15 protein-coding genes are annotated in these 25946 nt (G+C 68.4%); 6 read left to right on the top strand and 9 right to left on the bottom strand.

Features of this window, described 5'->3' with window-relative positions; all coding sequences use genetic code 11:
• Positions 1-36 precede the first annotated feature (36 nt).
• The 4 genes from FBZ88_RS07290 to FBZ88_RS07275 all read right to left on the bottom strand — a co-directional run bounded on the left by FBZ88_RS07290 (position 37) and on the right by FBZ88_RS07275 (position 4035).
• Positions 37-531 (bottom strand): hypothetical protein, encoded by a 495-nt coding sequence (locus FBZ88_RS07290; protein ID WP_145616092.1) that lies wholly within the window; start codon positions 529-531, stop codon positions 37-39.
• A gap of 110 nt (positions 532-641) precedes the next feature.
• A complete protein-coding gene (locus FBZ88_RS07285; protein ID WP_145616091.1) occupies positions 642-1820 on the bottom strand; it encodes a M20 aminoacylase family protein in 1179 nt (392 codons plus the stop codon).
• 182 nt (positions 1821-2002) lie between these two features.
• Positions 2003-3322 (bottom strand): ATP-binding protein, encoded by a 1320-nt coding sequence (locus tag FBZ88_RS07280; RefSeq protein WP_145616090.1) that lies wholly within the window; start codon positions 3320-3322, stop codon positions 2003-2005.
• On the bottom strand, positions 3319-4035 hold the full coding sequence (locus tag FBZ88_RS07275) for a response regulator (RefSeq protein ID WP_145609170.1): 717 nt from the start codon (positions 4033-4035) through the stop codon (positions 3319-3321). The genes FBZ88_RS07280 and FBZ88_RS07275 overlap by 4 nt, the downstream gene beginning before the upstream one ends.
• Positions 4036-4355: 320 nt before the next feature.
• On the opposite strand from FBZ88_RS07275, the gene FBZ88_RS07270 reads away from it, so the two are divergent.
• From FBZ88_RS07270 to FBZ88_RS07255, 4 genes are all read left to right on the top strand, one after another.
• Positions 4356-4622: a hypothetical protein gene (locus FBZ88_RS07270; RefSeq protein ID WP_145609169.1), complete on the top strand. Its 267-nt coding sequence runs from the start codon at positions 4356-4358 to the stop codon at positions 4620-4622.
• 237 nt (positions 4623-4859) lie between these two features.
• Positions 4860-6407, top strand: a complete 1548-nt coding sequence (locus FBZ88_RS07265; protein ID WP_145616089.1) for an aminotransferase-like domain-containing protein — start codon at positions 4860-4862, stop codon at positions 6405-6407.
• 353 nt (positions 6408-6760) lie between these two features.
• A complete protein-coding gene (gene hemA / locus FBZ88_RS07260; RefSeq protein WP_145609167.1) occupies positions 6761-7978 on the top strand; it encodes a 5-aminolevulinate synthase in 1218 nt (405 codons plus the stop codon).
• A 155-nt stretch (positions 7979-8133) separates the two neighbouring features.
• Positions 8134-8904 (top strand): Hpt domain-containing protein, encoded by a 771-nt coding sequence (locus FBZ88_RS07255; protein WP_040848083.1) that lies wholly within the window; start codon positions 8134-8136, stop codon positions 8902-8904.
• Between the two features lie 147 nt (positions 8905-9051).
• Here FBZ88_RS07255 and FBZ88_RS07250 read toward each other — a convergent pair whose 3' ends face one another.
• Positions 9052-9870, bottom strand: coding sequence for an alpha/beta fold hydrolase (locus FBZ88_RS07250; RefSeq protein WP_145616088.1), 819 nt, complete (start codon positions 9868-9870; stop codon positions 9052-9054).
• A 123-nt stretch (positions 9871-9993) separates the two neighbouring features.
• Between FBZ88_RS07250 and FBZ88_RS07245 the strand changes: the two genes are divergently transcribed.
• The gene (locus FBZ88_RS07245) at positions 9994-10920 is read left to right on the top strand and encodes a LysR family transcriptional regulator (protein WP_145616087.1); all 927 of its coding nucleotides are present in this window, start codon (positions 9994-9996) and stop codon (positions 10918-10920) included.
• A 50-nt stretch (positions 10921-10970) separates the two neighbouring features.
• Here FBZ88_RS07245 and FBZ88_RS07240 read toward each other — a convergent pair whose 3' ends face one another.
• From FBZ88_RS07240 to FBZ88_RS07225, 4 genes are all read right to left on the bottom strand, one after another.
• On the bottom strand, positions 10971-11195 hold the full coding sequence (locus FBZ88_RS07240) for a hypothetical protein (protein ID WP_145616086.1): 225 nt from the start codon (positions 11193-11195) through the stop codon (positions 10971-10973).
• Between the two features lie 161 nt (positions 11196-11356).
• Positions 11357-11908: a gamma carbonic anhydrase family protein gene (locus FBZ88_RS07235; protein WP_145616085.1), complete on the bottom strand. Its 552-nt coding sequence runs from the start codon at positions 11906-11908 to the stop codon at positions 11357-11359.
• 225 nt (positions 11909-12133) lie between these two features.
• Positions 12134-13177 (bottom strand): N-acetyl-gamma-glutamyl-phosphate reductase, encoded by a 1044-nt coding sequence (argC, locus tag FBZ88_RS07230; RefSeq protein ID WP_145616084.1) that lies wholly within the window; start codon positions 13175-13177, stop codon positions 12134-12136.
• 157 nt (positions 13178-13334) lie between these two features.
• Positions 13335-15332, bottom strand: coding sequence for a cache domain-containing protein (locus FBZ88_RS07225; protein ID WP_145616083.1), 1998 nt, complete (start codon positions 15330-15332; stop codon positions 13335-13337).
• A 552-nt stretch (positions 15333-15884) separates the two neighbouring features.
• Between FBZ88_RS07225 and FBZ88_RS07220 the strand changes: the two genes are divergently transcribed.
• Positions 15885-25847 carry a beta strand repeat-containing protein gene (locus tag FBZ88_RS07220; protein WP_145616082.1) on the top strand — a complete coding sequence of 3321 codons (9963 nt, stop codon included), beginning with the start codon at positions 15885-15887 and terminating at the stop codon, positions 25845-25847.
• Positions 25848-25946: the final 99 nt, after the last annotated feature.

Genomic DNA, 25946 nt, shown 5'->3' with positions numbered 1-25946 from the left:
GGCCCCGACCGGGGCCGCCGGCGTTTGAGGCTTCGACTACGGCACCCGGGCGAAACGCACCGGCGCGTCCGACCAATCCACCAGGACGATGGCATAAGGGCTGGTCAGGCTGCCCGTCGCGGTGTTGCGCGAGGACTGGTCGAACTCGTGGTATTCGACCACTAGGCGGTCGCGCATGCCATCCCGATGTTCCACGCGGGTGTTGACCACCTCCACCCCCGCACCGGAGGAATTGCGGGACCCGAGGAAAACACCCAGCGCCATCAGCCGTTCCGGCAGAGCGCCAGGGACACGCATCCCCACCAGGTCCCACAGCGACTGCCATTCGGCGGCGTTGCGGGCCACCAGGTATGTCGTGCTTTGCGCCCGGCTCAGCCCGCCGTGCCATTCGCCGCGGCCAACAAGACTGGGGGAAACGGCGGGGGGAAGGGCGTTGTCGTCCGGCGGCGGCTCGCCCCCCAGCCACGCCAAGCTGCCGGAACAGCCTGTCAAGGCGGCGCTCATACCCAGAGCCAGCCCCAGCGCAGCCATGCGGCGCGCCGGCCGTGCACGGCGGCCACGACGTCCATCTCCCGCCCGGCTGTCACAGCGGGCGGAAGCCGCGACCCGGGAACCCTCCCGGCGGATTGGCCAGGGCCGGATCATGCCGCCCGGGGCAGAACGGTTTCCACCAGGGTCGCCCAGTAGCTGGCGCCCATCGGCAGAACGTCGTCGTTGAAGTCATAGCGCGGGTTGTGCAGGGAGCAGCCCAGGGCGCTGCCGCCCTGGCCCAGCCAGACATAGGAGCCGGGGCGGGCGTTCAGCATGTAGGCGAAATCTTCCGCCCCCATGCTGGGCCCCATGTCGCCCAGCACGTTCTCCGCCCCCGCGACCTTGGCGGCCACGGCGGCGGCGATGACCGTGGGGTCGGCATGGTTGATGGTAGGCGGATAGCCCAGGTGGTAAACCAGCTCACCCGTGGCACCGAACACCGGTGGCAGGGTCCGCACCAGATTACGCAAGCCATCCTCCAGCTGCTGGCGAATCTCGGGCGTCAGCGCGCGAACGGTACCGGCCAGCTTCACCTCGTTGGGGATGATGTTGAAGGCCGTGCCGGCATGGATGCGGGTGATGCTGACCACGCCGCATTCCACGGGCGAAAGGCCGCGGCTGACCAGGGTCTGCGCGGCCACCACCAGCTGGGCCGCGACCACCACCGGGTCCACTCCCAGGTGCGGCTGGGCGGCATGGCCGCCGCGCCCCTGGATGGTGATCTCGAACCGGTCGGCGCCGGCCATGACCGGCCCGGAGCGCACACCCATCTTGCCTGGTGGCAGTTCCGGCCAATTGTGCATGCCGAAGACCATGTCGCAGGGGAACCGGTCGAACAGCCCTTCCTCCACCATGCGCTTGCCGCCACCGGCCCCTTCCTCGGCCGGTTGGAAGATGAAGTTCACGGTGCCCGAGAAGTTGCGGGTCTCGGCGAGGTAGCGGGCAGCACCCAGCAGCATGGTGGTGTGGCCGTCATGGCCACAGGCATGCATCTTACCCGCCACCTTGGAGGCGTGGGCGAAGGTGTTCTCCTCCTGCATGGGCAGGGCGTCCATGTCCGCGCGCAGGCCGATGGTCTTGCCGGTGTCCCGGCCCTCCCCCTGCAGCACGCCCACCACGCCCGTGCCGGCCAGGCCGCGGTGCACTTCAATCCCGAACTCGCTCAGCTTCCCGGCCACGAAGGCGGAAGTCTGCGTCTCTTCGAACGCCACCTCGGGGTTTTCGTGGATGTGATGCCGCCAAGCCGTCATATCGGCGTGGAAATCGGCGATGCGGTTCTGAATGGCCATAACGGAATCTCAAGGGCACACGAAGGCGAGTCATACGGGTTCAACCACCGCATCATAGCCACGCCCAGGGGGGAACCGCCAGGGGCTTCACCCGCCCGTTATGCGCCCCCGGCCGTGTGGGCCGCCCCAACGGCGCCCACCGCCTACGGGAAGAGGTAGCCCGCACCGGCGCGTGTGCGGTTTTATCGCGCCGTCTCCAGCGGCAGGTGCAGGATGACCTTGAGGCCGCCCTCCGCCCGGTTCTCCAGGCGGATTTCACCGCCGTGGGCACGCACCACGTCATTGGCGACCGACAGGCCCAGGCCGGTGCCACCGGTGTCGCGGGAGCGTGACGCCTCCAGCCGGTAGAAGGGGCGGAAGACGTTGTCCCACTCCGCCTCCGGGATGCCCGGCCCCTGGTCGGTGACGGAGACGGCCACCGTCTCACCCTGCACGGCCACGGCCACGTCGGCGCTGACGCCGTATTTCAGGGCGTTTTCCACCACGTTGGTGAAGGCGCGTTTCAGCGCCGTGCGCCGTCCGACCACCCGCACCGGGCCCGGCGCCGGACTGAAACCCACGGGCTTGCCGGCGTCACGATAATCCTCGGCCGCGCGCGACAGCAGCAGGTTGAGGTCCAGGGGCTCCAGCGTTTCCTGCGCCGCTTCGTCCCGGGCGAAGGCCAGCGTGGCGCCGATCATCGACTCCATCTCGCCCAGATCTTCCAGCATCTTCTCGCGCACGCCGTCGTCATCCACGAACTCGGCCCGCAGGCGCATGCGGGTCAGCGGCGTGCGCAGGTCGTGCGACACGGCGGCCAGCATGCGCGTGCGATCCTCCACGAAGGCGCGCAGCCGGCGCTGCATCTTGTTGAAGGCGGCGGCGGCCAGACGCACCTCACGCGGGCCCGTCTCATCCAGCGAGGGGGCGTTCATGTCCACGCCCAGCCGGTCGGCGGCGGCGGCGAAGCGGCGCAACGGCCGGGTGGTGAAGCCCAGCACCCAGGCGGACAGCAGGATGGCCACGGCGGCGCTTCCGGCCAGCGAGGCCAGGAAGCCCGGTTCCGACAGGGCGTCGGCCCCGGCCATGGGGATGTGCACGTTCAGCCAACTGCCATCAGCCAGCTGGTGGCTGGCCATGACGTACTTGGGCTCCGGCGGCGGGGTGGTGATGGTGCCGAAGGGCGGCAAGGCGATCATGTCCGTGTGATGGGGGCCCGGTGGATTCACCTTGGGCTTCTCATACACGTCCAGCGATACGTCCTGGGTGGTGCCGGCGACGTTGACCTTGAAATTGCCGTCGCGCAGGCCCGCCAGCATCTTGTCACGGATGTCGGCCGGCTGGTGGTCCACCACGCCGGCGATGCTGGCGAGACACCCGGCCAGCTGCCCGCTCTGCGCCGCGGCCACGGCCTCCGCCCGATCGGTGCGGTAAAGCCCCAGCGCGATGGCTTGGCTCAGCAGGATGCCGCCGACCAGCACGGCGAAGATGGAGTAAGACATGCGGTCGGTGACGGCCCTCATGGCGTGCCGACCTCGGCGGAGAAGATATAGCCGCCGGATCGCACCGTCTTGATGATGGCGGGGTCGGCGGGGTCGGTCTCGATCTTGCGGCGCAGGCGGCTGATCTGCACGTCGATGGACCGGTCGAAGGGGCCGGCGGCGCGGCCGCGGGTGATTTCCAGCAGATCGTCGCGCGACAGCACGCGGCGCGGCCGCTGCACCAAGGCCAGCAGCAGCTCATATTCCCCGGCGGTCAGCGCGATCTCCTCGCCCGAGGCGGCGCTGAGGCGGCGCTGGGCGGGGTCCAGCATGTAGCCGGCGAAGCTGAAGGCGCCCGCCGCCGGGCTGCCGCCCACGTTGGCCGCCTGCGACCGGCGCAGCACGGCCTTGATGCGCGCCACCAGTTCGCGCGGGTTGAAGGGCTTGGGCAGGTAGTCGTCGGCCCCGATCTCCAGGCCCAGGATGCGGTCGGCGTCCTCCCCCATGGCCGACAGCATGACCACCGGCGGGCCGGATTCCGCGCGGATGGCGCGACAGAGGGCCAGGCCATCCTCGCCGGGCAGCATCAGGTCAAGGACGATCAGGTCGATGTTCCGGTCGGCCAGGAACTTGCGCATTTCCTGGCCGTCGCGGGCGGCGGTGACGCGATAGCCGTGGCGGGTCAGGTAGCGGGTCAGCAGATCGCGGATTTCCCGGTCGTCATCGACCACCAGCAGATGAATGTTCTCAGACATCTCTCGTCCCATATGCGGGCCCGAACCCACCCGCCGGGCAACGCCCTCACAAGGCGCTCCCCAAGGACGTATCCGGGCATGGACAACTGTACCGGCAATCCCCGCCGCGTCCGACGGGGATGTTGTAACGACACTGTAAATGCCCGCAAGGCCGGTTACGCACTGTTTCATTCGACCGGCTTGGCGGAAATCTCGGCGAAACAGGGCCATGGTCAGATGGGACCGTCAACGAAAACAGGAAAGCCTGAGGCCCCGGGGGCCAAACTTCAGCCAAACCCACCCGGCGGCCCGCTAAAAGCCCCCACCCGAGGAGAACCACCATGAACCGTTTCGCCGCCCTGATGACCGCCACCGCCCTGCTGGTGGGCGCCGCCGCCCCGGCCTTCGCCGACGACGCGATGGTCAGCAGCTCTGACGCCCGCAAGGCCGTCCAGGCCTATCTGCAGGCCCACGACAAGGCCAACCTGCGCGTCGGCAGCGCCACCCGCAAGGACGAGTACTACAACGTCCCCGTCGTCACCGCCGAGGGCATTCCCCTGAAGTCCTTCCGCGTCGACGCCACCAGCGGCAAGGTCCTGGACCGCTAACCCTTCCCTTCCGCGGAGCCCCCACGGGGGGTCATGGGCCGCCCGGCGGCCCCTCCGCACCGATGCGAGACCGGTGGTGGTGGCGCCCCTTCCCCGCCGCCGGTTCGAAACGGGATGGCCTGATGGTCGTGTGGCCATCCCCGATCGCACCCGGCGGACGGCGAGCGCGTAGCGCCGTCCGCCGGTTTCCCTCCGGCCGATGGTTCCGCCCCCTGCCTGCCCCTTCGGAGACGCCCCATGAAAAGCCGACGCGGGCCCCTGCTCACGCTGACGGACGGCGGTGAAGGCGGCTCCCTGCAACAGCGCCTGTTCGACCGCCTGCGCCATGCCATCGCCACCGGCGTGGTGGCGCCCGGCGAGCGCCTGCCCTCCACCCGTACCCTGGCCCGCGACATGGGCCTGTCGCGCAACACCGCCGTGGCCGCCATCGAGCGCCTGACGGCCGAAGGCTACCTGGAATCCCGCGTGGGCTCCGGCACCTTCGTGGTGGAGAACCTGCCCCCCGACTACGCCCCGGCCGAGGTTCGGGCCCCGGCGCCGCGCGCCCAGGGCCCGGCGCCGGCGGAAACGGCCCTGCCGTCGCCCACCCTGCCTTTCCGTCCCGGCATCGCCGCCGGTGACCAGCTGGACATCGAGGCCTGGCGCCGGGTGCTCAGCCGTTCCTGGCGCAGCCTCTCGGCCCGCGCGCTGGAGCGGGACAGCGCGCCCGGCTGGCGTCCCCTGCGCGTGGCCCTGGCCAGCTTCCTGGAGGCCAGCCGCGGCCTGCGCTGCCATCCCGACCAGATCCTGATCCTGCCCGGCCGCGCCGCCGCCCTGGACCTGGCGGTGGGCCTGGCCGCCAGCCCGGGCGACCGGGTGTGGACGGAGGATCCGGGCTGCCCGCTGACGCAGGCGCTGGTGCGACGCCTGGGCATGACGCCCGTACCTGTTCCAGCCGATGCCGACGGGCTGGATCCCGCCAAAGGCGTGACCCTGGCGCCCGACGCCCGGCTGGCCGTGGTCACCGCCAACTGCCAGATGCCGCTGGGCACGGTCATGAGCCTGGAACGCCGCCAGGCCCTGCTGGACTGGGCCGCGCGCGCCGACGCCCATGTGATCGAGGATGACGGCGACGGCGGCTTCACCTTCGAAACCCGCCCACCGGCCACCCTTATGAGCCTTGACCGCTTGGGGGATCGCCCCGGGGCCCATCTGGGGGACCGGGCCGCCCAGCGCAGCGGCCGCGTGCTGCATGTCGGCGGGTTCGAGCGCATCCTCTACCCCGGCCTGCGCATCGCCTACCTGGTGGTGCCGGAACACCTGCTGGACCGGGCGCTGGAGATGCGCGCCCTGTTCGAGTTGCACGCCCCCGTGGTGGAGCAGAGCGCGCTGGCGGAGTTCATCGACGAAGGACACCTCGCCTCCCACCTGCGCCGCTCTCGCCTGACCTACCAGGAACGGCGCGAGACGCTGATCGACGCCGCCCGCCGCCTGTGGGCCGGCGCGCTGACCCTGACGCCAGCGGCGGCCGGGCTGCAGATGGCGGCCAAGCTGGCCGATGGCCTGACATTGAGGACAGGGCCGGGCATTTCCCCCGGCCTGACCCCCGACATGGCCCTGCGCCAGGCGGCACGCGCGCGGTCCATCGACGTGACGCCGCTTAGCAGCTTCCACGCCGGCCGGGGCGGTACCCAGGGGCTGGTGCTGGGTTACGCCGCCTTCCCCCCACCCCTGATCCTGAAGGCGGCGCAGCGCCTGGCCGAGACGCTGGAGGCGCCTGCCAGTGGTACCGCCTGCGCCTATTGATTACCCATCATCCCGGTCGATGGAAAATATCGTTGCGCCCGCTCAGGGGGCCGTGTTCGACCAAAGACGGACCGCTTGGGCAATTTGTCCAGCGGATCCGGGCTTTTCACCCCGGGCTTTCGGGGTTAAGGTCCATTTGCCCGCCGAATTGATCAACATCAAAGCTGATGGCCCCGGTCCACTGGCATGGTACTTCTGCTCGGTCGCGGCCTGCCGGCACTTGCCAGCGGTGATTTCGCTGCCCACTATGAGGACAGTGAGCACTTGGTCGGTGATGGTTGTCGTATCGACCGGTAGCTTGCCTCCGGTCTTCTAGGATTAGAGGACCGCTCCACGAAGGAGCCATCGGACAGATGGATTACGAAGCCTTTTTCCGCTCCCAGATCGATGGCCTTCGCCGCGAGGGCCGCTATCGCGTGTTCGCCGATCTGGAACGCCGCGTGGGTGAGTTTCCGATCGCCTCCTACTATCCCTCCCCGGATGAGCCGCCGCGCGACGTGACCGTGTGGTGCAGCAACGACTATCTGGGCCAGGGCCAGAACCCGGTGGTGCTGGCGGCCATGCGCGAGGCGCTGGCCAAGTCCGGCGCCGGCGCCGGCGGCACCCGCAACATCTCCGGCACCAACCACTACCACGTGCTGCTGGAGCGGGAGCTGGCGGACCTGCACCGCAAGGAAGCGGCGCTGCTGTTCACCTCGGGCTACATCTCCAATGAGGCGTCGCTATCGACGCTGCCCAAGCTGTTGCCCAATTGCGTCGTCTTCTCCGACGCGCTGAACCACGCCTCGATGATCGAGGGCATCCGTCACAGTGGTGCTGAGAAGCACATCTTCCGCCACAACGATCCCGAGCATCTGGACCAGCTGCTGAGCCGCTACCCGGCCGACCGCCCCAAGCTGGTGGCGTTCGAAAGCGTCTACAGCATGGACGGCGACATCGCCCCCATCGCCGAGATCTGCGACGTGGCGGACAAGCACGGCGCCATGACCTATCTGGACGAGGTCCACGCCGTGGGCATGTACGGCGCCCGGGGTGCCGGCGTGGCGGAGCGTGACGGCGTGCTGGACCGGCTGACGGTCATCGAGGGCACGCTGGGCAAGGCATTTGGCCTGATGGGCGGCTACATCACCGGTTCGGCCGCCCTGGTCGATTGCGTGCGCAGCTTCGCCTCCAGCTTCATCTTCACCACCTCCATCGCCCCGGTCATCGCCGCCGGCGCCGCCGCCTCCGTCCGCTACCTGAAGGAGCATGACGAGCTGCGCGTGCTGCATCAGGAACGGGCGGCCACGCTGAAGCGCCTGCTGACGGAGGCCGGGCTGCCGGTCATGCCGTCGGTCAGCCACATCGTGCCGGTGCTGGTGGGCGATCCGCGCCTGTGCAAGCAGGCCAGCGACGATCTGCTGACCAAGCACGACATCTATGTCCAGCCCATCAACTATCCCACGGTGCCCAGGGGCACGGAGCGGCTGCGCATCACGCCCACGCCCTTCCACGACGACCATCACATGGCCCGCCTGGTGGACGCCTTGCTGGACGTGTGGAGCCGGCTGGAACTGCGCAAGGCGGCCTGAGGCCGTCCACCTGATGAAAGGCCGCCCACCCCGGGCGGCCTTTTTCATTGAAGCACTACCAACCGATACCAATGCACTGGAGCGCCGCGACGGTCCGCGTCTTGCGCTCCGGCGCGCCCGCGGGCTAGATCCACGGGATATGTTTGAGGGGCGCCATGGTTGAGCAGACCGATTTCGACGATCTTGTTGAACAGCTCAAGGTCGAGTTCCGCGACGACGTCCATGACCGCCTGGGCGCGCTGTATGAGACGCTGAAGGCCGTGTCGCTGGGGCGCATCCCCACCGCCGACGGCCTGCTGGCCATCCGGCGCGATGCCCACAGCCTGCGTGGTTCCGGCACGTCCTTCGGCTTCCCGCTGGTCAGCCTGATCGCCCAGCGTCTGGAGGCCTACCTGACGGGCCTGAAGGATCTGACGGAAAACCAGATCGTCGATCTGCACACTTTCGCCGATCGCATCGCCGAGGCCGCGGACCGGGACGACACGCCGGACCTGGCGGCCACCAACGCCGTCATTCGCGCCCTGCCCTCGCGCTATGAGTTCGACATCGCCGACGTGGAGGTCCACGACGTCGACATCATGCTGGTCAGTCCCAACAAGATCGTGGCCCGCCGGGTGGCGGCGGAATTGGCGGCCTGCGGCTTCAAGGTCAATACCCTGGCCGATCCCATCGAGGCGCTGGCCGTGGCCGTGCGCGTGCCGCCGGACATGATCATCGCGTCGGCCGTGATGGACGGACTGGGCGGGGTGGACCTGATCCGTGCGCTGAAGGCCATCTCCCTGACCGAGGGCGTGCCGATGGCCCTGCTGACCAGCCTGGACGCCGCCAGCCTTAAGGGCGTGCCCGGCGAGGTCGCGACCGTGCGGTTGGGCCCCAGCTTCGGCGACGACATCGCCGCCGCCATCACCCATTTCAACCTGGGCTGAGGCAGTTCCAACCCGCAGTTGCCCCGCGCCGGTGCGAAGAGGCCTTGCCACCAATGGCGTCTTCGCACCGGCCAAAGCCCGGCATGATTCATCCCCAGGTGATAATCGGCAACCGTCCTCGGCCCTTTTGGACCTTGGCCGGTGCCGTCAAGACCTGATGAATGAGAGCAGGTCGGGGTTCAGGACATCCGCATGCGTGGTCAGCATGCCATGCGGGTAGCCCGGATAGGTCTTCAGCGACCCATTCTTGAGCAGATCGACCGCGCGCGGCACGGAGCTGGCGAAGGGGACGACTTGATCGGCCTCGCCATGCATCACCAGCACCGGCACCGTGATCTTCTTGAGGTCTTCGCTGTAATCTTCCAGCCACGTGTCGACAGTCGCGTAGTGGGCCAGCGCACCGCCGGCCATGCCCTGACGCCACCAGTTCGCGATGATCGCCTCCGAGGGCTCTGCCCCGTCAAGGTTGTAGCCGTAGAACGGATTCTCAGGGACGAACCGGTAGAACTGCGACCGGTTGCCCAGCACGCCCGCGCGGATCGCTTCGAACCACTCCGGCGGCTGACCGGACGGGTTGTCCTCGCTTCGGTACATGTTCGGCGTCAGGGAGGCGACCAGCACCGCCTTCGCGACGCGCTCCGGGTGGCGGGCGACATAGCGAGCCACCTCGCCGCCACCGGTGGAGTGCCCGATGTGGATCGCATCGCGCAGGTCGAGGTGCTCGGTCAGAGCCGCGAGGTCGGCAACCCAGTGGTCCATGTCGTTGCCGGTGCTCGGCTGGTCGGACCGGCCGTGGCCGCGCCGGTCGTGGGCGATCACCCGGTAGCCGTGGCGAAGGAAGAAGGTCATCTGGGCGTCCCAATCGTCCGCCGTAAGCGGCCAGCCGTGGCTGAAAACGATCGGCTGGCCTGAACCCCAATCCTTGTAGAAGATGGTTACGTTGTCCGTCGTGGTAATGGTCGGCATCAAGTCGCTCCGTCTCAATCAAAGTGCGGGTTCTGACTTCGGGGCGAGCGTAAATGGCCCTTCTGCCGGCGACAAAGACCTTGTACGTTCAAGCTATGCCTCGAAAGCATAGCGAGGGATTCGATGGAACTGCGGCATCTCCGGTACTTCGTCGCCGTTGCGGAGGAAGGCGGTCTGCTGACCGCCGCCCAGCGGCGGTTGAACACCTCTCAGCCATCCCTGAGCCGGCAAATTCGCGACCTGGAAGCCGAAGTCGGCGTGACGCTGCTGGAACGGCAGGCGCGCGGCGTGACACTAACCCCCGCCGGGCGCGTTTTCCTTGATCATGCGCGGCTGGCGCTTCTCCAGGTCGAGGCGGCGACCGACGCCGCGCGCCGCATGGCGCAGCCGGAAAGGCCCGTGCTCACCATCGGCTTCATGGTGGGGCTTGAGGTCACGTGGCTTCCCCACCTGCTGCGCATCATCCGCGAGGAGGCGCCGGAGGTTGAAATCACCCTGAGCAGCCTCTCGTCCCCGGATCTCGCCCTCGCCCTGATGCGAGGCAGGCTGGACGTCGCCTTTCTCCGGCCCGAGGCCCAGAGCGTGGGCCTATCCTTCAAATTGCTGGCGAAGGAGCCTGTGATCGCCGTGTTGCCGGCGGGCCATCGCCTGGCCTCCCTCAGGAAAATTCAGCCGCAGGACCTTGCCCGTGAAACCTATGTCAGCTCCGCCAGGACCTCGCCGGTCCTGCAGTCGGTGATCCAGGATTACGCTACCAAGGTCGGGATCACCCTCAAGGCGAAATACGAGGGCGAGAACATATCGTCGGCAATGTCGCTGGTCGCATCCACGGGCGGCGTCACGCTGGTGCCGCTGTATGCCCAGAACATGCTGACGCCGAACGTCGTCGCCAGGGCGCTGGACGGCGTGCCCCCGACCGTCGACCTGACCCTGGGATACAACCAAGCCAATCCCTCGCGCCTGCTGCGGCAGCTTCTGGCCCGTACGGACGAGCTGGTCGCAAGCGTCCAAAATCAGAGCATCATCCGCTACGCCGAGGCGCCGTCGTGACCTGACGCGACCAGCCGCCTCCGGCAGGCTGGCTTATCCGGCGGCTCCAGTCATGGAGAGCCGGCAGTGCGCAGCCAGGCCAGCGCCTTGCCACGGTCGCCGAACACGGCCTCCGCCAACGCCAGCGCACCGGCGGCGCGGAAAGCCTGTTCGCTCACCTCCATGGCCGACAGGCGATGTGGGCGCTGCAACTTGACCAGCAGGCGCCCCTGCCGGGCGGCGGTGGCACGAAAACGGTGTTTTATACGATCGGTTCGCAGTGACGGCTTGGTCATGGAGAGTCCTCCACCAGGTCACGTGAGTGATGCGCGGAGGACGTCCAGACGGCTTATCGATGCCGCGTCCCCACGCGAAATGGTCAGCGCGCCTCCCATTATGCAACGCGCGACCCGGCTGACCATGACTCAAATCAGCCCATCCGGCAACCCGTCCCGGCTCACCCTATCTCGTCGAGGTACTGCCGGGAGAGACGGACGTAATGCGGCGCGGTCAGGGGCAGCGTGGCCTTGTCCTGCTCCGTCAGGGGGCGCAGCAGGCGCGCCGGGCTGCCGCCCCAAAGCTCCCCCGCCTTGACCCGCTTACCCGGGGTCACCAGGGCGCCGGCGGCGACCATGGCGCCGCTTTCCACCACGGCGCCATCCATGACGCAGGCCTTCATGCCGATGAAGGCGCCATCCTCGATGACGCAGCCGTGCAGCAGCGCCATGTGCCCGATCGTCACATTGTCGCCGATGACCGTGGTGAAGCGCTCATGCGTGCAGTGGACGGTGGTGCCATCCTGGATGTTGGTGCGGCGGCCGATACGGATCTGGTTCACATCGCCGCGCACAACCACGTTGTACCAGAGGCTGGCCTCCTCCCCGATCTCCACGTCGCCGATGACGATGGCATTGGCCAGGAAGGCGCTGGCGTGGATGCGGGGCAGCACGCCCTTGTAGGGCAGCACCGTCGGCCGCACGGTCGTGAGGGCCTCGCTGACATTGGTCATTTTTTCTCCCTCATGCGCCGGGCGGCCACATCCGTGGCCTTGGCTTCCTCAATTTCCGGTCCGCTACGCTCCCCGGAAATCTCCGGCGGACGCAGTCGCATCCTAACCATCATGCGATGCATGATGGTCTTCGTGTTGCGCAAGGAAAAGAGGCCCGCGCTTAACGCCCGGGCCCCATACATAAGGCGGTTTCCCGGTGACGGGAACCCAGTCACGGGACCCCAATCACGGGAATAGCGGCGCCTGTTCCAGGCCGCGATCCTCGGGATAGCCCATCATCAGGTTCATGTTCTGGATGGCCTGGCCCGAGGCGCCCTTCACCAGATTGTCGATGACCGACAGCAGGATGGCGCGGCCCGGCACGCGGTCGGGGAAGACGCCGATCAGGCAGTGGTTGCTGCCCTTCACATGGCGGGTCTGCGGCGCCACGCCGGCGGGCAGCACGCGCACGAAGGTCTCGCCCTTATAGGCGTCCACCAGGGCCGCGTGCAGGTCGTCGGCCGTCTTGCCCGGCGCCAGCTTCACATAGATGCTGGCATGGATGCCACGGCTCATGGGCATCAGGTGGGGCGTGAAGTTCAACACCACCGGCTTGCCGGCGGCCTCACTGACGCCCTGCTCGATCTCTGGCGCATGGCGGTGGCCGGCGACGCCATAGGCGTGCACGCCTTCCGCCACCTCGCCATACAGGTTGGCCTGCTTGGCGTCGCGGCCGGCGCCGGACACGCCCGACTTGGCATCGATGATGATGTCCTCGGCCTGGATCAGGCCCTGGCGCAGCAGCGGCAGCAGCGGCAGCTGCGACGCCGTCGGGTAGCAGCCGGGGTTGGCCACCAGGCGGGCGGCCTTCACCGCCGCGCGGTTGGCCTCCACCAGGCCGTAGACAGCCTCGGCCTGCAGCTCCGGCGCCTTGTGGGCGTGGCCGTACCAGGTGGCATAGGTCTCGACATCGTGCAGGCGGAAGTCGGCGGACAGGTCCACCACCTTCAGGCGCGGCGGCAGGCTGGCGATGACCTCCTGCGTCGTGCCGTGCGGCAGGGCGCAGAAAACGAAATCGACGCCGTCCCAATCCACCTGGTCGATCTTAACCAGGTCCGGCAGATCATACCCACCCAGGTGGGGGAAGACCTCGGCCAGGGGCTTGCCGGCCTGTCGCTCCGCCGTCAGGGCCACCAGGCGGACGTCGGGGTGACGGACCAGCAGGCGGACCAGTTCGGCGCCGGTATAGCCGGAGGCACCGAGGATGGCGACGCGCAGGGCGGTGGACATGGGATGCGTTCTCCTGAGGACGGGTAAAGGGCGGTGACGGGCTTGAAAGCCACATAGTCAATCGCGCCCGATACTGCAACCAAGGGGGACGCATGGCTAAGGACACCTCGTCCCCTCAGCCATGCGTTATTGTCCGCCCGGCGCCGTCAAAGCGTCGTCAAAGCGTCACGCCGGCCTTTTTCAGCGCCTGCTGCATCATGTTCATGCTGTCCTCGTTCATGCGGAACTGGATGCGCACGACGCCGTCCACGATGCTGGCGACACGGCCGGGAATGGCGTGGTCGCCCAGGCCGCCCACCAGCAGGTCATCGCCCGGCTTGTTGTCCATCTGGCCGATGCGGGCGGACAAGCCGGCGGCCGACAGGTCGATGGTGCGGCCCGGGTAGGTGGGGCCCGGCTTGCCCGTGGCCATGCATTGCACGGTAATGGGCAGGTCCGCCGGGACACGCTCGAACTGCCGGCGGTCGCCCGCCCGCTCCATGGCGCCCAGGAACTCCTCCACCTCCATCTGCAACTGTTCCGCCTGGCTGGACAGCTCCCCCGCCGCGGCATGCAACTGGCTGGAGGCGCTGAGCGTGAACTGGGCACTTTCCTCCACCGTGTTCATGTTGCCCGCCACCTCAGCCGTGCGGGCCGCCGCCTCCTGCACGTTGCGGCTGATCTCAGTGGTGGCCGCCCCCTGCTCGGTGACGGCCGAGGCGATGGTGGCGGAGTTGCCGCCCATCTGCTCGATGACGTCGGTGATGTAGGTGATGATGGACACGGCGTCGGCCGCGGCCGTCTGCACCGCCATGGCGCGGCTGGCGATGTCCTCCGTCGCCTTGGCCGTCTGGCCCGCCAGCGACTTGACCTCATGCGCGACCACGGCGAAGCCCTTGCCGGCCTCACCCGCCCGCGCCGCCTCGATGGTGGCATTCAGCGCCAGCAGGTTGGTCTGCCCGGCGATGTCGTTGATCAGCTGCACCACCGTCTGCACGCCGGCCGCGACCTCCGACAGCTCCGCCATCACGGTGCTGGCCTTGCGCGCCTCTTCCACCGCGCGGGCGGTGGTGGCGGCGGTGAATTCCACCTGGCGGCCGATTTCCGAGCTGGACACCGTCAGCTCCTCCGTCGCGGCGGCCACGGTCTGGGCGTTCTGGTTGGCGGCAGTGGCGCCCGTGGCCACGGTCACCGCCAGGCCGCTGGTGATCTCCGCCTGTTCCCGCAAGCCGCCGGAGGTCGCCTCCAGCTCCGTCGCGGCGGCGGCCACCGAGCGCAGCTTGCCCGCCACCATGGCCTTGAAGTCGCGCACCAGGACCTCCAGCGCATCGTGCCGGCGCTGCTGTGCCTCCCGCGCCGCCGCCTGCTCCTCCTCCAGCCGGCGGTTGGCCAGGGCGTTGTCGCGGAACACCTGCAGCGCGCGGGCCATCTCGCCCAGTTCGTTGGGCGCCTCGGTCCCGCTGATGGTGACGGCCAGGTCGCCCTGGGCCAGGCGGCGCATGTCGCCCGTCAGCTCACCCAGGCTGCGCGACAGGCTGCGGGCGATGACGAAGGATAGCGAGCCCACCAGCAGCAGGGCGATGACACCCTCGACCACGCCGCCCATGACCAGTGCCCGCCCTTGCGCCTGCACGTCGTCCAGGTAGACGCCGGAACCCAGGACCCAGCCCCAGGCCGGGACCAGGGTCACATAGGACAGCTTGTCCACCGGTTCCGTCTGCCCCGGACGCGGCCACTTGTAGGGCACGAAGCCGTGACCCTGCGGCCCCGTCGCCGTGGCGACGAAGTCGCGGAACATGTAGGTCCCGGCGGGGTCCTTGAAGTCGGTCATGTCCTTGCCCTCCAGATCCGGACGGCTCGGGTTCATGACCAGGACACCCTTGGTGTCGTTCACGAAGACGTATTCACCGGCGAAGCGCACGGCCCTGAGCGCCGCCAGGGCCGCCGCCTGGGCGTCGGCCCGGGGCATGGCGCCCTGCTTTTCCTTCTGGATGTAGGCCTCGACGATGGTCTGCGCGGCCCCCACCGCGTCCTGCGCCATGTCGCGGCGATTCTCGTAAAGCTGCGTGCGCTGCTGCGCCACGCCGAGGCCGATGTAGACCAGTGCCGCCAGCACGGCGACGCCCACCAGAACCCAAAGCCGCTGATTGATCGTCCGGTCATTGAACCAGCGCATCTATCAGACCCCCCTCAATAGATGTACATCCATGCGATGCTTATTCTTGATGGAATATCCGACGCGCCGCGGTTCTTCAACCTTCTGCCGGTTACGCTTTCGCTGGGGCGCCGGCGGGTGAGCGGGGAGGCGGGGCCCCGGAAATCAACCGGCAGTCAACGGACGGGTATTACACCGGCGCCTCAAAAGCCGTGGCACATTAACCTTCCATGAATCGAACGCCCACGCCGGAGGGTGGGCAGCACAGCCAAGTGGCGGCCGATCCTGTTCTTCCGGGTCGTCTACGAAACTAGCCTTGAGGTTAAGTTTTATCCAAATTAAAGTGGCTTTGTATATCCAGGTTGGGTAAGTCGGCGTCGGATCAATACTCGCGCACCCCCGGGTGCCGGCGGCTCCAGAACGGGGCGGCCCTCCTGGGACACAAAGTACTTCCGCTGTTTCCATAAGGGGCGCGGCGGGGGGTTGAAGACCCACGTGGCTGTGGGTGCGCCCAGAAGGGGCGTGGTGGTGCCGAGTGTGAAACATCTCAAAGAGATGTGATCGGAGAGGGTGATGGTTTCGTCTATCGGTACTGTACCGCCATCGCAGATCGCGGCTTATTCGACGGCGGCTATTCAGGCCCTGACCACTCAGGACGTCGCGGCCCTTACCACCGCCCAGATCGCTGTTCTTTCCTCCACCCAGGTCACGGCCTTCACGGCCAGCCAGATGGTGTTCAGCGCCCAGCAGCTGCAGGCGTTCAGCGATGAGGACATCGCCGCCTTCAGCCCCGCCGATCTCGAGGCGCTGAAGTCCAACCAGGTGCAAGCCCTGACCTCCAGCCAGGTGGAGGCCATAACCGTCAGCCAGCTGTCGGGCCTGTCCACCGCCGCCATCCGCGATTTCAGCCGCGCCCAGGTGGGCTACCTGACCACCGGCCAGCTGAACGCCCTGTCCACCAGCCAGATCCAGGCCATCAGCACGGCGCAGGTGCCGGGGTTGACGGCCAACCAGATTTCGGGCCTCAGCACGGCCAACCTGTCGGCGCTCAGCAGCAGCCAGGTGGCGCTGCTGACCACCGCCCAAGTCCGGGCGCTGACCACCGATCAGTTGAACGCCCTGACGACCGCGGACATGCGGGAATTCTCCGGTATACAGTTGGCGGCACTCAGCACCGATCAGGTGGTGGCGCTCAGCACCCGCAACCTCTCGGCCCTCAGTGCCGGACAGATGCTGGGCCTGACCGCGGCCCAGGTCAACGTCTTCACCACCAGCCAGATGGCCGGCCTGACCACCCAGCAGTTGGCCAGCCTGAGCGCCACCCAGATGCGGGTGCTGGACACCGCCCAGCTGAACGCGCTCAGCACCGATGATTTCCGCGCCCTGACCACGGCGCAAATCGCCAACCTGACGACGGAACAGGTGGCGGGCCTGAGCGTCGCCAACCTGTCGGCGCTGAACAGCGCCCAGGTCGCCCGGCTGAGCCAAGCCCAGGTCCAGGCCCTGACCACGGACCAGCTGAACGGCCTGACCTCCGCCGATGTGCGGGAGTTGTCCGCCACGCAGATTCTGCAGCTGTCCACCGCCCAGCTCGCCGGCCTCAGCACCGCCGGCGTGGCCGCCTTGACCACCAACCAGACCTTGCTGATGTCGGCCGCGCAGATCCGGGCGCTCAGCACCGACCAGCTGAACGCCCTGGCCACGGCCGACGTGCGCCTGTTCAGCGCCCAGCAGCTGGGCGCCCTGACCACCGATCAGATAGGCGCCCTGGCCACCGTCAGCCTGGCGGCGCTGAGCGCCACGCAGGTGACGCAGCTGACGACAGCGCAGGTTGGCGCCCTCAGCTCCAGCCAGGTTCAAGTGTTCTCCTCGGCGCAGCTGGCGGCCCTGAGCACGGGGCAGATTCGCGCGCTGGGCGCGGATGGCTTGGCCGCCCTGGATTCCTCCCAGGTATCGCGCCTGAGTTCGGCGCAGATCCGGGCGCTCAGCACCGACCAGTTGAATTCCCTGTCCACGGCGGACATCCGGGCCCTGACCTCAGGCCAGTTGACGGCCCTGACCACGGTGCAGCTGGCCAACCTGGAAACGGACAGCCTTGCCGCCCTGTCCACCAGCCAGGTGACGCAGTTGGCCGCCGCCCAGGTCAAGGGGCTGAGCAGCGACCAGCTGAACGCCCTGGGCACCGCCGACATCCGCGCCCTGACCACGGCCCAGATCGCCGGCCTGACGACCGACCAGGTGGGCAACCTGACCACGGCCAACGTGGCGGCGCTGTCCTCCGTCCAGGTGGCACAGCTGACGTCGGCCCAGATCAAGGTACTGACCACGGAGCAGTTGGGCGCCCTGCCCTCTGCCGACGTCCGCGCCTTCACCTCCGGACAGCTGCGGGCGCTGACCACGGACCAGCTCTCGGCGTTGAGCGGCAGCGCCATTTCGGGCTTCACCACCACCCAGCTGAACGGCTTCACCTCCGACCAGCTGTCGGCGCTGACCACCGACCAGATGGCCGGCCTGACCACCCTGCAGGTGGCCGGCTTCGGCTCCGCCCAGGTGCGGGGCCTGACCAGCGACCAGCTGAACGCCTTCACCACCGCCGACATCGCGGCGCTGACCACCGCGCAGCTGTCGGCATTGAGCACGGATCAGCTGTCCAACCTCACCACCCTGAACGTGGCGGCGCTGACCAGCGTCCAGGTCGCGCGCCTGACGACCGCGCAGCTGAAGGCGCTGTCCAGCGACCAGATCAACGCCTTCGACACGGCGGACGCCCGCGCGCTGACGTCCACCCAGGTGAAGGCGCTGACCACCGACCAGGTGGCGGGCCTCAGCACCGCCAACCTGTCGGCCCTGACCTCCGCCCAGATCGCGAGCCTGACGGCCGATCAGGTCGGCGCGCTCAGCACCAGCCAGGTGGCCAACCTGGCCACCAACCAGGTGACGGGCCTGTCCAGCCTGCAGCTGAAGGCGCTGAACAGCGACCAGATCAACGCACTCAGCACCGGCGACGTGCGCGTCCTGGCCACCGCGCTGACCGCAGCCCTGACCACCGACCAGGTCGCGGGCCTCAACACCGACAGCCTGGCGGCCCTCAGCACCGCGCAGGTGGCCGCGCTGTCCAGCGGCCAGGTCCGGGCGCTGGGCGGCGACCAGTTGAACGCCCTGTCCACGGCCGACATCCGCGCCCTGACCACCGCGCAGATCGGGGTGCTGACCACCGACCAGCTTTCCACCCTCAGTACCGCCACCCTGTCAGCCCTCAGCAGCACGCAGATCAACCGCCTGTCGGCGGCCCAGGTGCGATCACTGGGCAGCGATCAGCTGAACGCACTGAGCAGCGCCGATCTGCGGGAATTCACCTCCGCCCAGATCGGGCAGCTGACCACCGACCAGCTGTCGGGCCTGACCACGGCCAGCCTGTCCAGCCTGTCCAGCACACAAATGCTGGGCCTCACCACGGCACAGGTGACGGCGCTGACCACCGACCAGGTGGCGGGCTTGGCCACCAGCCAGGTGGCGGGCCTGACCACGGCCCAGGTCCAGGCGCTGAACAGCGACCAGCTGAACGCCCTGTCCACCGCCGACATCCGCGCCCTGTCCACTGCCCAGATCGGGGTGCTCAGCACCCTCCAGCTCACCAACCTGGGCACCGACGCTCTCAACGCCCTGTCGACGGCCCAGGTCACGCGCCTGACCAGCACTCAGTTACGCGCGCTCAGCAGCGACCAACTGGGCGCATTATCGACCGCCGACGTGCGGGCGCTCGGCTCCCAGCAGCTGGCGGCCCTGACCACGGACCAGCTGTCGACCCTCAGCACCGCCAACCTGTCGGCGCTCAGCAGCACGCAAGTCATCGGCCTGTCCAGCGCGCAGCTGCGGTCCCTGACCAGCGACCAGCTGAACGCCCTGTCCACGGCCGACATCCGGGAATTCACCTCCGCCCAGATCGCGCAGCTGACGACCGACCAGGTGTCCGCCCTGGGGTCGGATAATCTGGCGGCACTCAGCACCAGCCAGGTGGCGGGCCTCAGCAGCGCCCAGCTGCGCTCGCTCACCAGCGACCAGTTGAACGCCCTGGGCAGCGCCGACATCCGGGAGTTCAGCTCCGCCCAGCTGGGCACCCTGACAACCGACCAGATTTCCACCCTGGGCACCGCCACCGTGGCGGCGCTGTCGACCACGCAGCTGGCCGGCCTGGGCACGGCCCAAGTGGGGTCGCTGACCACCGACCAGGTTGGTGCGCTCACCACCCTGCAGGTGTCCAAGCTCAGCACGGCCCAGTTCCGGGCGCTCAGCAGCGACCAGCTGAATGCGCTGAACAGCGCCGACGTGCGCATCCTGACCACGGCGCAGGTGGGCGCGCTGACCAGCGACCAGCTGTTGTCCTTCAGCAGCGACACGATGGCCGCCCTCAGCACCGCCCAGGTGGCCAGCCTGTCGGCCGGCATCCTGAACGCGCTGACCAGCGACCAGCTGAACGCGCTAAACACCGCCGATATCCGCGCCCTGACCACCGCCCAGGTGGCGGCCCTCAGCACCGGCCAGCTGTCCACGCTCAGCACCGGCAACACCGCGGCCCTCACCACCGCCCAGGTGGCCAAGCTGTCGACCAGCCAAGTGGGCGTGCTGACCAGCGACCAGCTGAACGCGCTGTCCACCGCCGACGTGCGCACGCTCAGCAGCGCGCAGCTGCGGGCACTCGGCACCGACCAGATCGCCGCACTGAACTCGACGAACCTGTCGGCGCTCGGCAGCGCCCAGGTCGTCGGTTTGTCCAGCACCCAGGTCCAGTCGCTGACCAGCGACCAGCTGAACACGCTCACCACCGCCGACATCCGCGAATTCACCTCGGCCCAGGTGGCGCAGCTGACCACGGACCAGGTCTCCACCCTGGCCACCGCCAACCTGTCGGCGCTGACGACCCAGCAGCTGGCGGGGCTCGGCACCGACCAGCTGGCGACGCTGACCAGCGACCAGGTGGCGGGCCTGACGACCCAGCAGGTGGCGGGCCTCAGCACCGGCCAAGTACGGTCGTTGACCACCGACCAGCTGAGCGCCTTCTCCACCGCCGACGTGCGCGCGCTGACCACGGCCCAGCTGGCGGTGCTGTCGTCCGACCAGTTGGCGGCCCTCGGCACCACCGCCACCAGCGTGCTGACCACCGCCCAGGTGGCGCAGCTGACCACGGCGCAGGTCCGCGCCCTGACCAGCGACCAGCTGAACGCCCTGTCCACGGCGGACATCCGCGCGCTGACGACGGCGCAGGTCACGGTGCTGACCACCGACCAGCTGTCGACCTTGAGTTCCACCAACCTGTCGGCGCTCAGCAGCACGCAGGTGGGCAAGCTGTCCAGCACGCAGGTGCAATCACTGACCAGCGACCAGCTGAACACCCTGACCACCGCCGACCTGCGGGAATTCACGTCGGCCCAGCTGGGGGCGCTGACCAGCGACCAGGTGTCCAACCTCAGTTCCGCCAACCTGTCGGCCCTGACCAGCAACCAGGTGGTGGGCTTCACCAGCGCCCAGGTGCAGGCGCTGACCACCGATCAGCTGAACGCGCTGTCGACCGCCGACATCCGGGAGTTCACCTCATCCCAGGTGGGAACCCTCACCACCGACCAGCTGGCGGGCCTGTCCACCGCCGTGGTGACGTCCCTCAGCACCACCCAGCTGGCCGGCCTAACCACCGCGCAGCTGGGGGCCGTCACCAGCGACCAGGTGGCGGTGCTGTCCACGCTGCAGGTGGCGAACCTGGCCACCGCCCAGGTGCGGGCGCTGAACAGCGACCAGCTAGGCGCGCTCAATAGCGCCGACGTGCGCGCCCTGACCTCCGGCCAACTGGCGGCCCTGTCGACCGACCAGATCGTCACCCTGGGTACCGGCACGGTCGCGGCACTCAGCACCCTGCAGGTGACCCGCCTGTCCACCACCCAGGTGCAGGCCCTGACCAGCGACCAGCTGAACGCCCTGTCGACCGCAGACGTGCGGGCGCTGACCTCCGCCCAGGTCGCGGCGCTGACGACAAATCAGCTGTCCACCCTGGGTTCCGATAACCTGTCGGCGCTCAGCAGCGCCCAGGTCAACAAGCTGTCCAGCAGCCAAATCCAGGCCCTGGGCTCTGATCAGCTGAATGCCCTGACCACCGCCGACATCCGGGAGTTCACGTCGGCACAACTGTCCGCCTTGACCACCGACCAGCTGGCGAACCTCAGCTCCGACAACCTCTCGGCCCTGGCCAGCACCCAGGTGGTGGGCCTGACCAGCGCCCAGGTGCGGGTGCTGACCACCGACCAGCTGGGCGCGCTGACCTCCGCCGATATGCGGGAGTTCACCTCCACCCAGGTGCAGGCCCTGACGACCCTGCAGATCGCCGGCCTCAGCACGGCGGCGGTTTCGGCGCTGACGACCACGGAACTGGGCGGCCTGACATCATCCCAGCTGGCGGCGCTGACCACCGACCAGATCGCCAGCCTGACCACGCTGCAGGTGTCCAAGCTTTCCACGGACCAGATCCAGGCCCTGAACAGCGACCAGCTGAACGCGCTGACGCCAACCGACGTGCGGGCGCTGACCACGGCGCAGCTGCTGGCGCTGACCACCAGCCAGGTGTCGGCGTTGGGCAGCGACACGGTGGCGGCCCTCAGCACCCTGCAGGTGGGCAAGCTCTCCACCGACCAGGTCCAGGCGCTGAACAGCGACCAGTTGAACGCCCTGTCCACGGCCGACGTGCGCGCCCTCACCTCCACCCAGGTGGCGGTGCTGACGACGGATCAGCTGTCCACCCTCAGCTCCACCAACCTGTCGGCGCTCGGCAGCGCCCAGGTGAACAAGCTGTCCAGCGCCCAGATCCGGGCCCTGACCACCGACCAGCTGGACGCACTGACCACCGCCGACATCCGCGAATTCACCTCCGCCCAGCTGTCGGCCTTCACCACCGATCAGCTGTCCAACCTGGCCTCCGACAATCTGGGCGCCCTGGCCAGCAACCAGATCGTAGGCCTGACCAGCGCCCAGCTGCAGGCCATCAGCAGCGACCAGCTGAACACGCTGACGACATCCGACATGCGGGAGTTCACCTCCGCCCAGCTGTCGGCGCTGACCACCGACCAGCTGACGGGCCTGACCACCACCAACTTCGCCGCCCTGTCGACGACGCAGCTGGGCGGCCTGACCTCTGACCAGGCGGCCGCGCTGACGACCGACCAGGTGGCCGCGCTCAACACCTTGCAGGTGTCCAAGCTCAGCACCAGCCAGGTGCAGGCGCTGAACAGCGACCAGCTGGGCGCGCTTTCCACCGACGATATCCGCGCGCTGGGCACCGCACAGCTGGCGGCCCTGACCACCGCCCAAGTGTCCACCCTCAGCAGCGACAATGTGGCCGCCCTCTCCAGCGTCCAGATCGCGAAGCTCAGCACCGATCAGGTGGTGTCGCTGACCAGCGACCAGCTGAACGCCCTGGGCTCCACCGACGTGCGCGCCCTCACCTCCGCCCAGGTGGCAGCACTCAGCACCGGCCAGCTGTCGACCCTGACGGCCGCCGCCCTGTCGGCCCTGACCAGCGCCCAGATCGGCAAGCTCAGCACCGACCAGATGGGGGCGCTGACCAGCGACCAGCTGAACGCCCTGACCACGGCCGACATCCGGGAGTTCACCTCCGCCCAGCTGTCGGCGTTGAGCACGGACCAGCTGTCCAACCTCGTTACCGGCAATTTCGCGGCCCTGACCGCCACGCAGCTGGCGGGCCTGACGGGCGCGCAGATAACGGCGCTGACCACCGACCAGACCAGTGTTCTCAACACGCTGCAGGTGGCGAAGCTCAGCACCGCGCAAACCCAGGCGCTGACCAGCGATCAGCTGAATACCCTGAACAGCGCCGACGTGCGGGCACTGACCACGGCGCAGCTGGCGACGCTGACCACCGACCAGCTGTCCCACCTGGGCACGGGTGCGGTATCGGCCCTCAGCAGCGCCCAGGTTTCCCGGCTGTCGACCGGCCAGATCCAAATCCTGAACAGCGACCAGTTGAACGCGCTGACCACCCTGGACGTTCGCAACCTGACCACCGCCCAGGTCGCGGTCCTGTCCACCGCCCAGCTGTCGGCCCTGGGCTCGGACAATCTCTCGGCGCTCAGCAGCACGCAGGTCACCCGGCTGTCCAGCGACCAGCTGCGGGCGCTGTCCAGCGACCAGCTGAACAGCCTGACCACCGCCGACATGCGGGAATTCACCTCCGCCCAGCTGACCAGCCTGACCACCGACCAGCTGTCCGCGCTCACCACCGGCAACTTCGCAGCACTGACCACCACCCAGCTGGGCGGGCTGACCAGCGCCCAGGTGGCGGCGCTGACCACGGACCAAACGGAGGCCCTCAGCACGCTGCAGGTGGCCAAGCTGACCACCACGCAGGTGCAGGCGCTGACCAGCGATCAGCTGAACACGCTCAACACCGCCGACGTGCGCGCGCTGACCACCGCGCAGCTGGGCGCGCTCAGCACGGCTCAGCTGTCCAGCCTGGGCAGCGACACCGTGGCGGCGCTGACCACCCAGCAGGTGGCGAAGCTGACCACCGATCAGGTGCGGGTGCTGAACACCGACCAGCTGAACGCACTCAACACCGCCGACATCCGGGCATTGACAACGGCGCAGCTGCAGGCGCTCAGTACAGGCCAGCTGTCCAGCCTGAACACCGACGGCACGGCCGCGCTGACCAGCGCCCAGGTGACCAAGCTGACCACCGACCAGGTCGCAGCGCTGACGACCGACCAGTTGAACGCGCTCAACACCGCCGACATCCGCGCCCTGACCACGGCCCAGGTCGCCGCCCTGACCACGGCGCAATTGGCCGCCCTCAGCACCGACAACGCCGGCGCCCTGACCAGCGCCCAGGTGTCCAAGCTCGGCACCGACCAGGTGCGGGCGCTGACCAGCGACCAGTTGAACGCCTTCAGCACCATCGATATTCGTACCCTGACCACGACCCAGGTGGCGGCCCTGACCACGGCCCAGCTGTCGACGCTGGGCACCACCAACCTGGCGGCGCTCAGCACCGCCCAGCTGGGGGTGCTGACCACCGATGAAGTCCAGGTTCTGACCACCGACCAGCTGCCGGGCCTGACCACGCAGCAGGTGGCCGGCCTCAGCACCGCGCAGCTGCAGGCGCTAGGCAGCGATCAGCTGAACGCGCTGACCACCACTGAGGTGCGGGCGTTGAACAGCCTGCAAGTGGCGGCGCTGTCCACCGCCCAGGTGTCGACGCTCAGCACCGACACCGTGGCGGCGCTGACCACAGCCCAGGTGATCCGCCTGACCACCGACCAGGTGCGGGCACTGACGACCGATCAGTTGAACGCCCTGACCACGGCCGACGTGCGGTCGCTGACGACGGCTCAGATCACGGTGCTGGGCACGGCCCAGCTGTCCGCCCTGAACAGCGACAGCGTGGCGGCCCTGACCACCGCCCAGGTGGCACAGCTGACCACCGCCCATGTGGGGGCGTTGACCACCGGCCAGCTGAACGCACTGACCACCGCAGACGTGCGGGCCCTGTCGACGGCGCAGCTGAACAGCCTGTCGACCGACCAGGTGCTGGCGCTGGACACCCTGCACGTGGCGGCGCTGACCAGCGCGCAGGTGTCCCAGCTGGGCACCGGGCAGATCCACGTGCTGACCAGCGACCAGCTGGTGGCCCTGCCCACGGCGGACATCCGCAGCCTGACCTCAGCCCAGATCAGCGCGCTGACGACCGATCAGTTGGCCAATCTCGGCACGGCCAATCTGGCGGCCTTCACCACCGGCCAGCTGGCGGGACTGACCAGCGATCAGCTGAACGCGCTGACCACCGACCAGCTGGGGGCGCTCACCACGGCCCAGGTAACGGGCCTGAGCACCACGCAGATCCAGACCCTGACGACGGCCCAGCTGAATGCCCTGGCCACAGCCGACGTGAGGGTGTTGACCACCGCGCAGGTGACCGCCCTGACGACGGATCAGCTGCTGGCGCTGAACAGCGACAGCGTGGCGGCGCTGACCAGCGCCCAGGTGTCCAAGCTGACCAGTGACCAGGTGCAGGTGCTGAGCAGCGACCAGCTGAACGCCCTGCCCTCCACCGACCTGCGCGCGCTGACCACGGCCCAGATCAGGGTGCTGAGCACGGCGCAGCTGGACGGACTGACAACGGATCAGGTGCAGCGGCTGTCCACCACCCAGGTGGCGGCACTGGCCACCAGCCAGGTGGCGGGCCTGACCAGCGACAACCTGTCGGCCCTGAGCAGCGACCAGGTGCAGCGGCTGTCCACCGCCCAGCTTCAAGCCTTGACCACCGCCCAAGTGCACGGGCTGACCACCGATGACGTGCGGGAATTCGCCACCAACCAGATCGCGTCCCTCACCACCGCCCAGGCACAGGCGCTGACCACAGACCAGCTGTCCACGATGGGGCAGCGGCTCGCCCTGGCGGTCACCGGCGCCCAGGTCGCCGCCTTCTCCAGCGACCAGGTGAATGCCTGGATGAACAGCATTCTGGGCACGTCCGGTTAAGCCTGGCGCCAGGCAATACGGGCATCGTTCCGATAGCGGTACGATGCCCATCCCCTTCCCATGATCACCAAGTGGCATCCACTGCGCCGGGGGATGGCG

Source organism: Nitrospirillum bahiense (genome assembly GCF_007828025.1).
Lineage (GTDB): Bacteria > Pseudomonadota > Alphaproteobacteria > Azospirillales > Azospirillaceae > Nitrospirillum > Nitrospirillum amazonense.
Note: the sequence above shows the minus strand (reverse complement) of the source record. Positions and strands in the feature narration are given on the sequence as shown.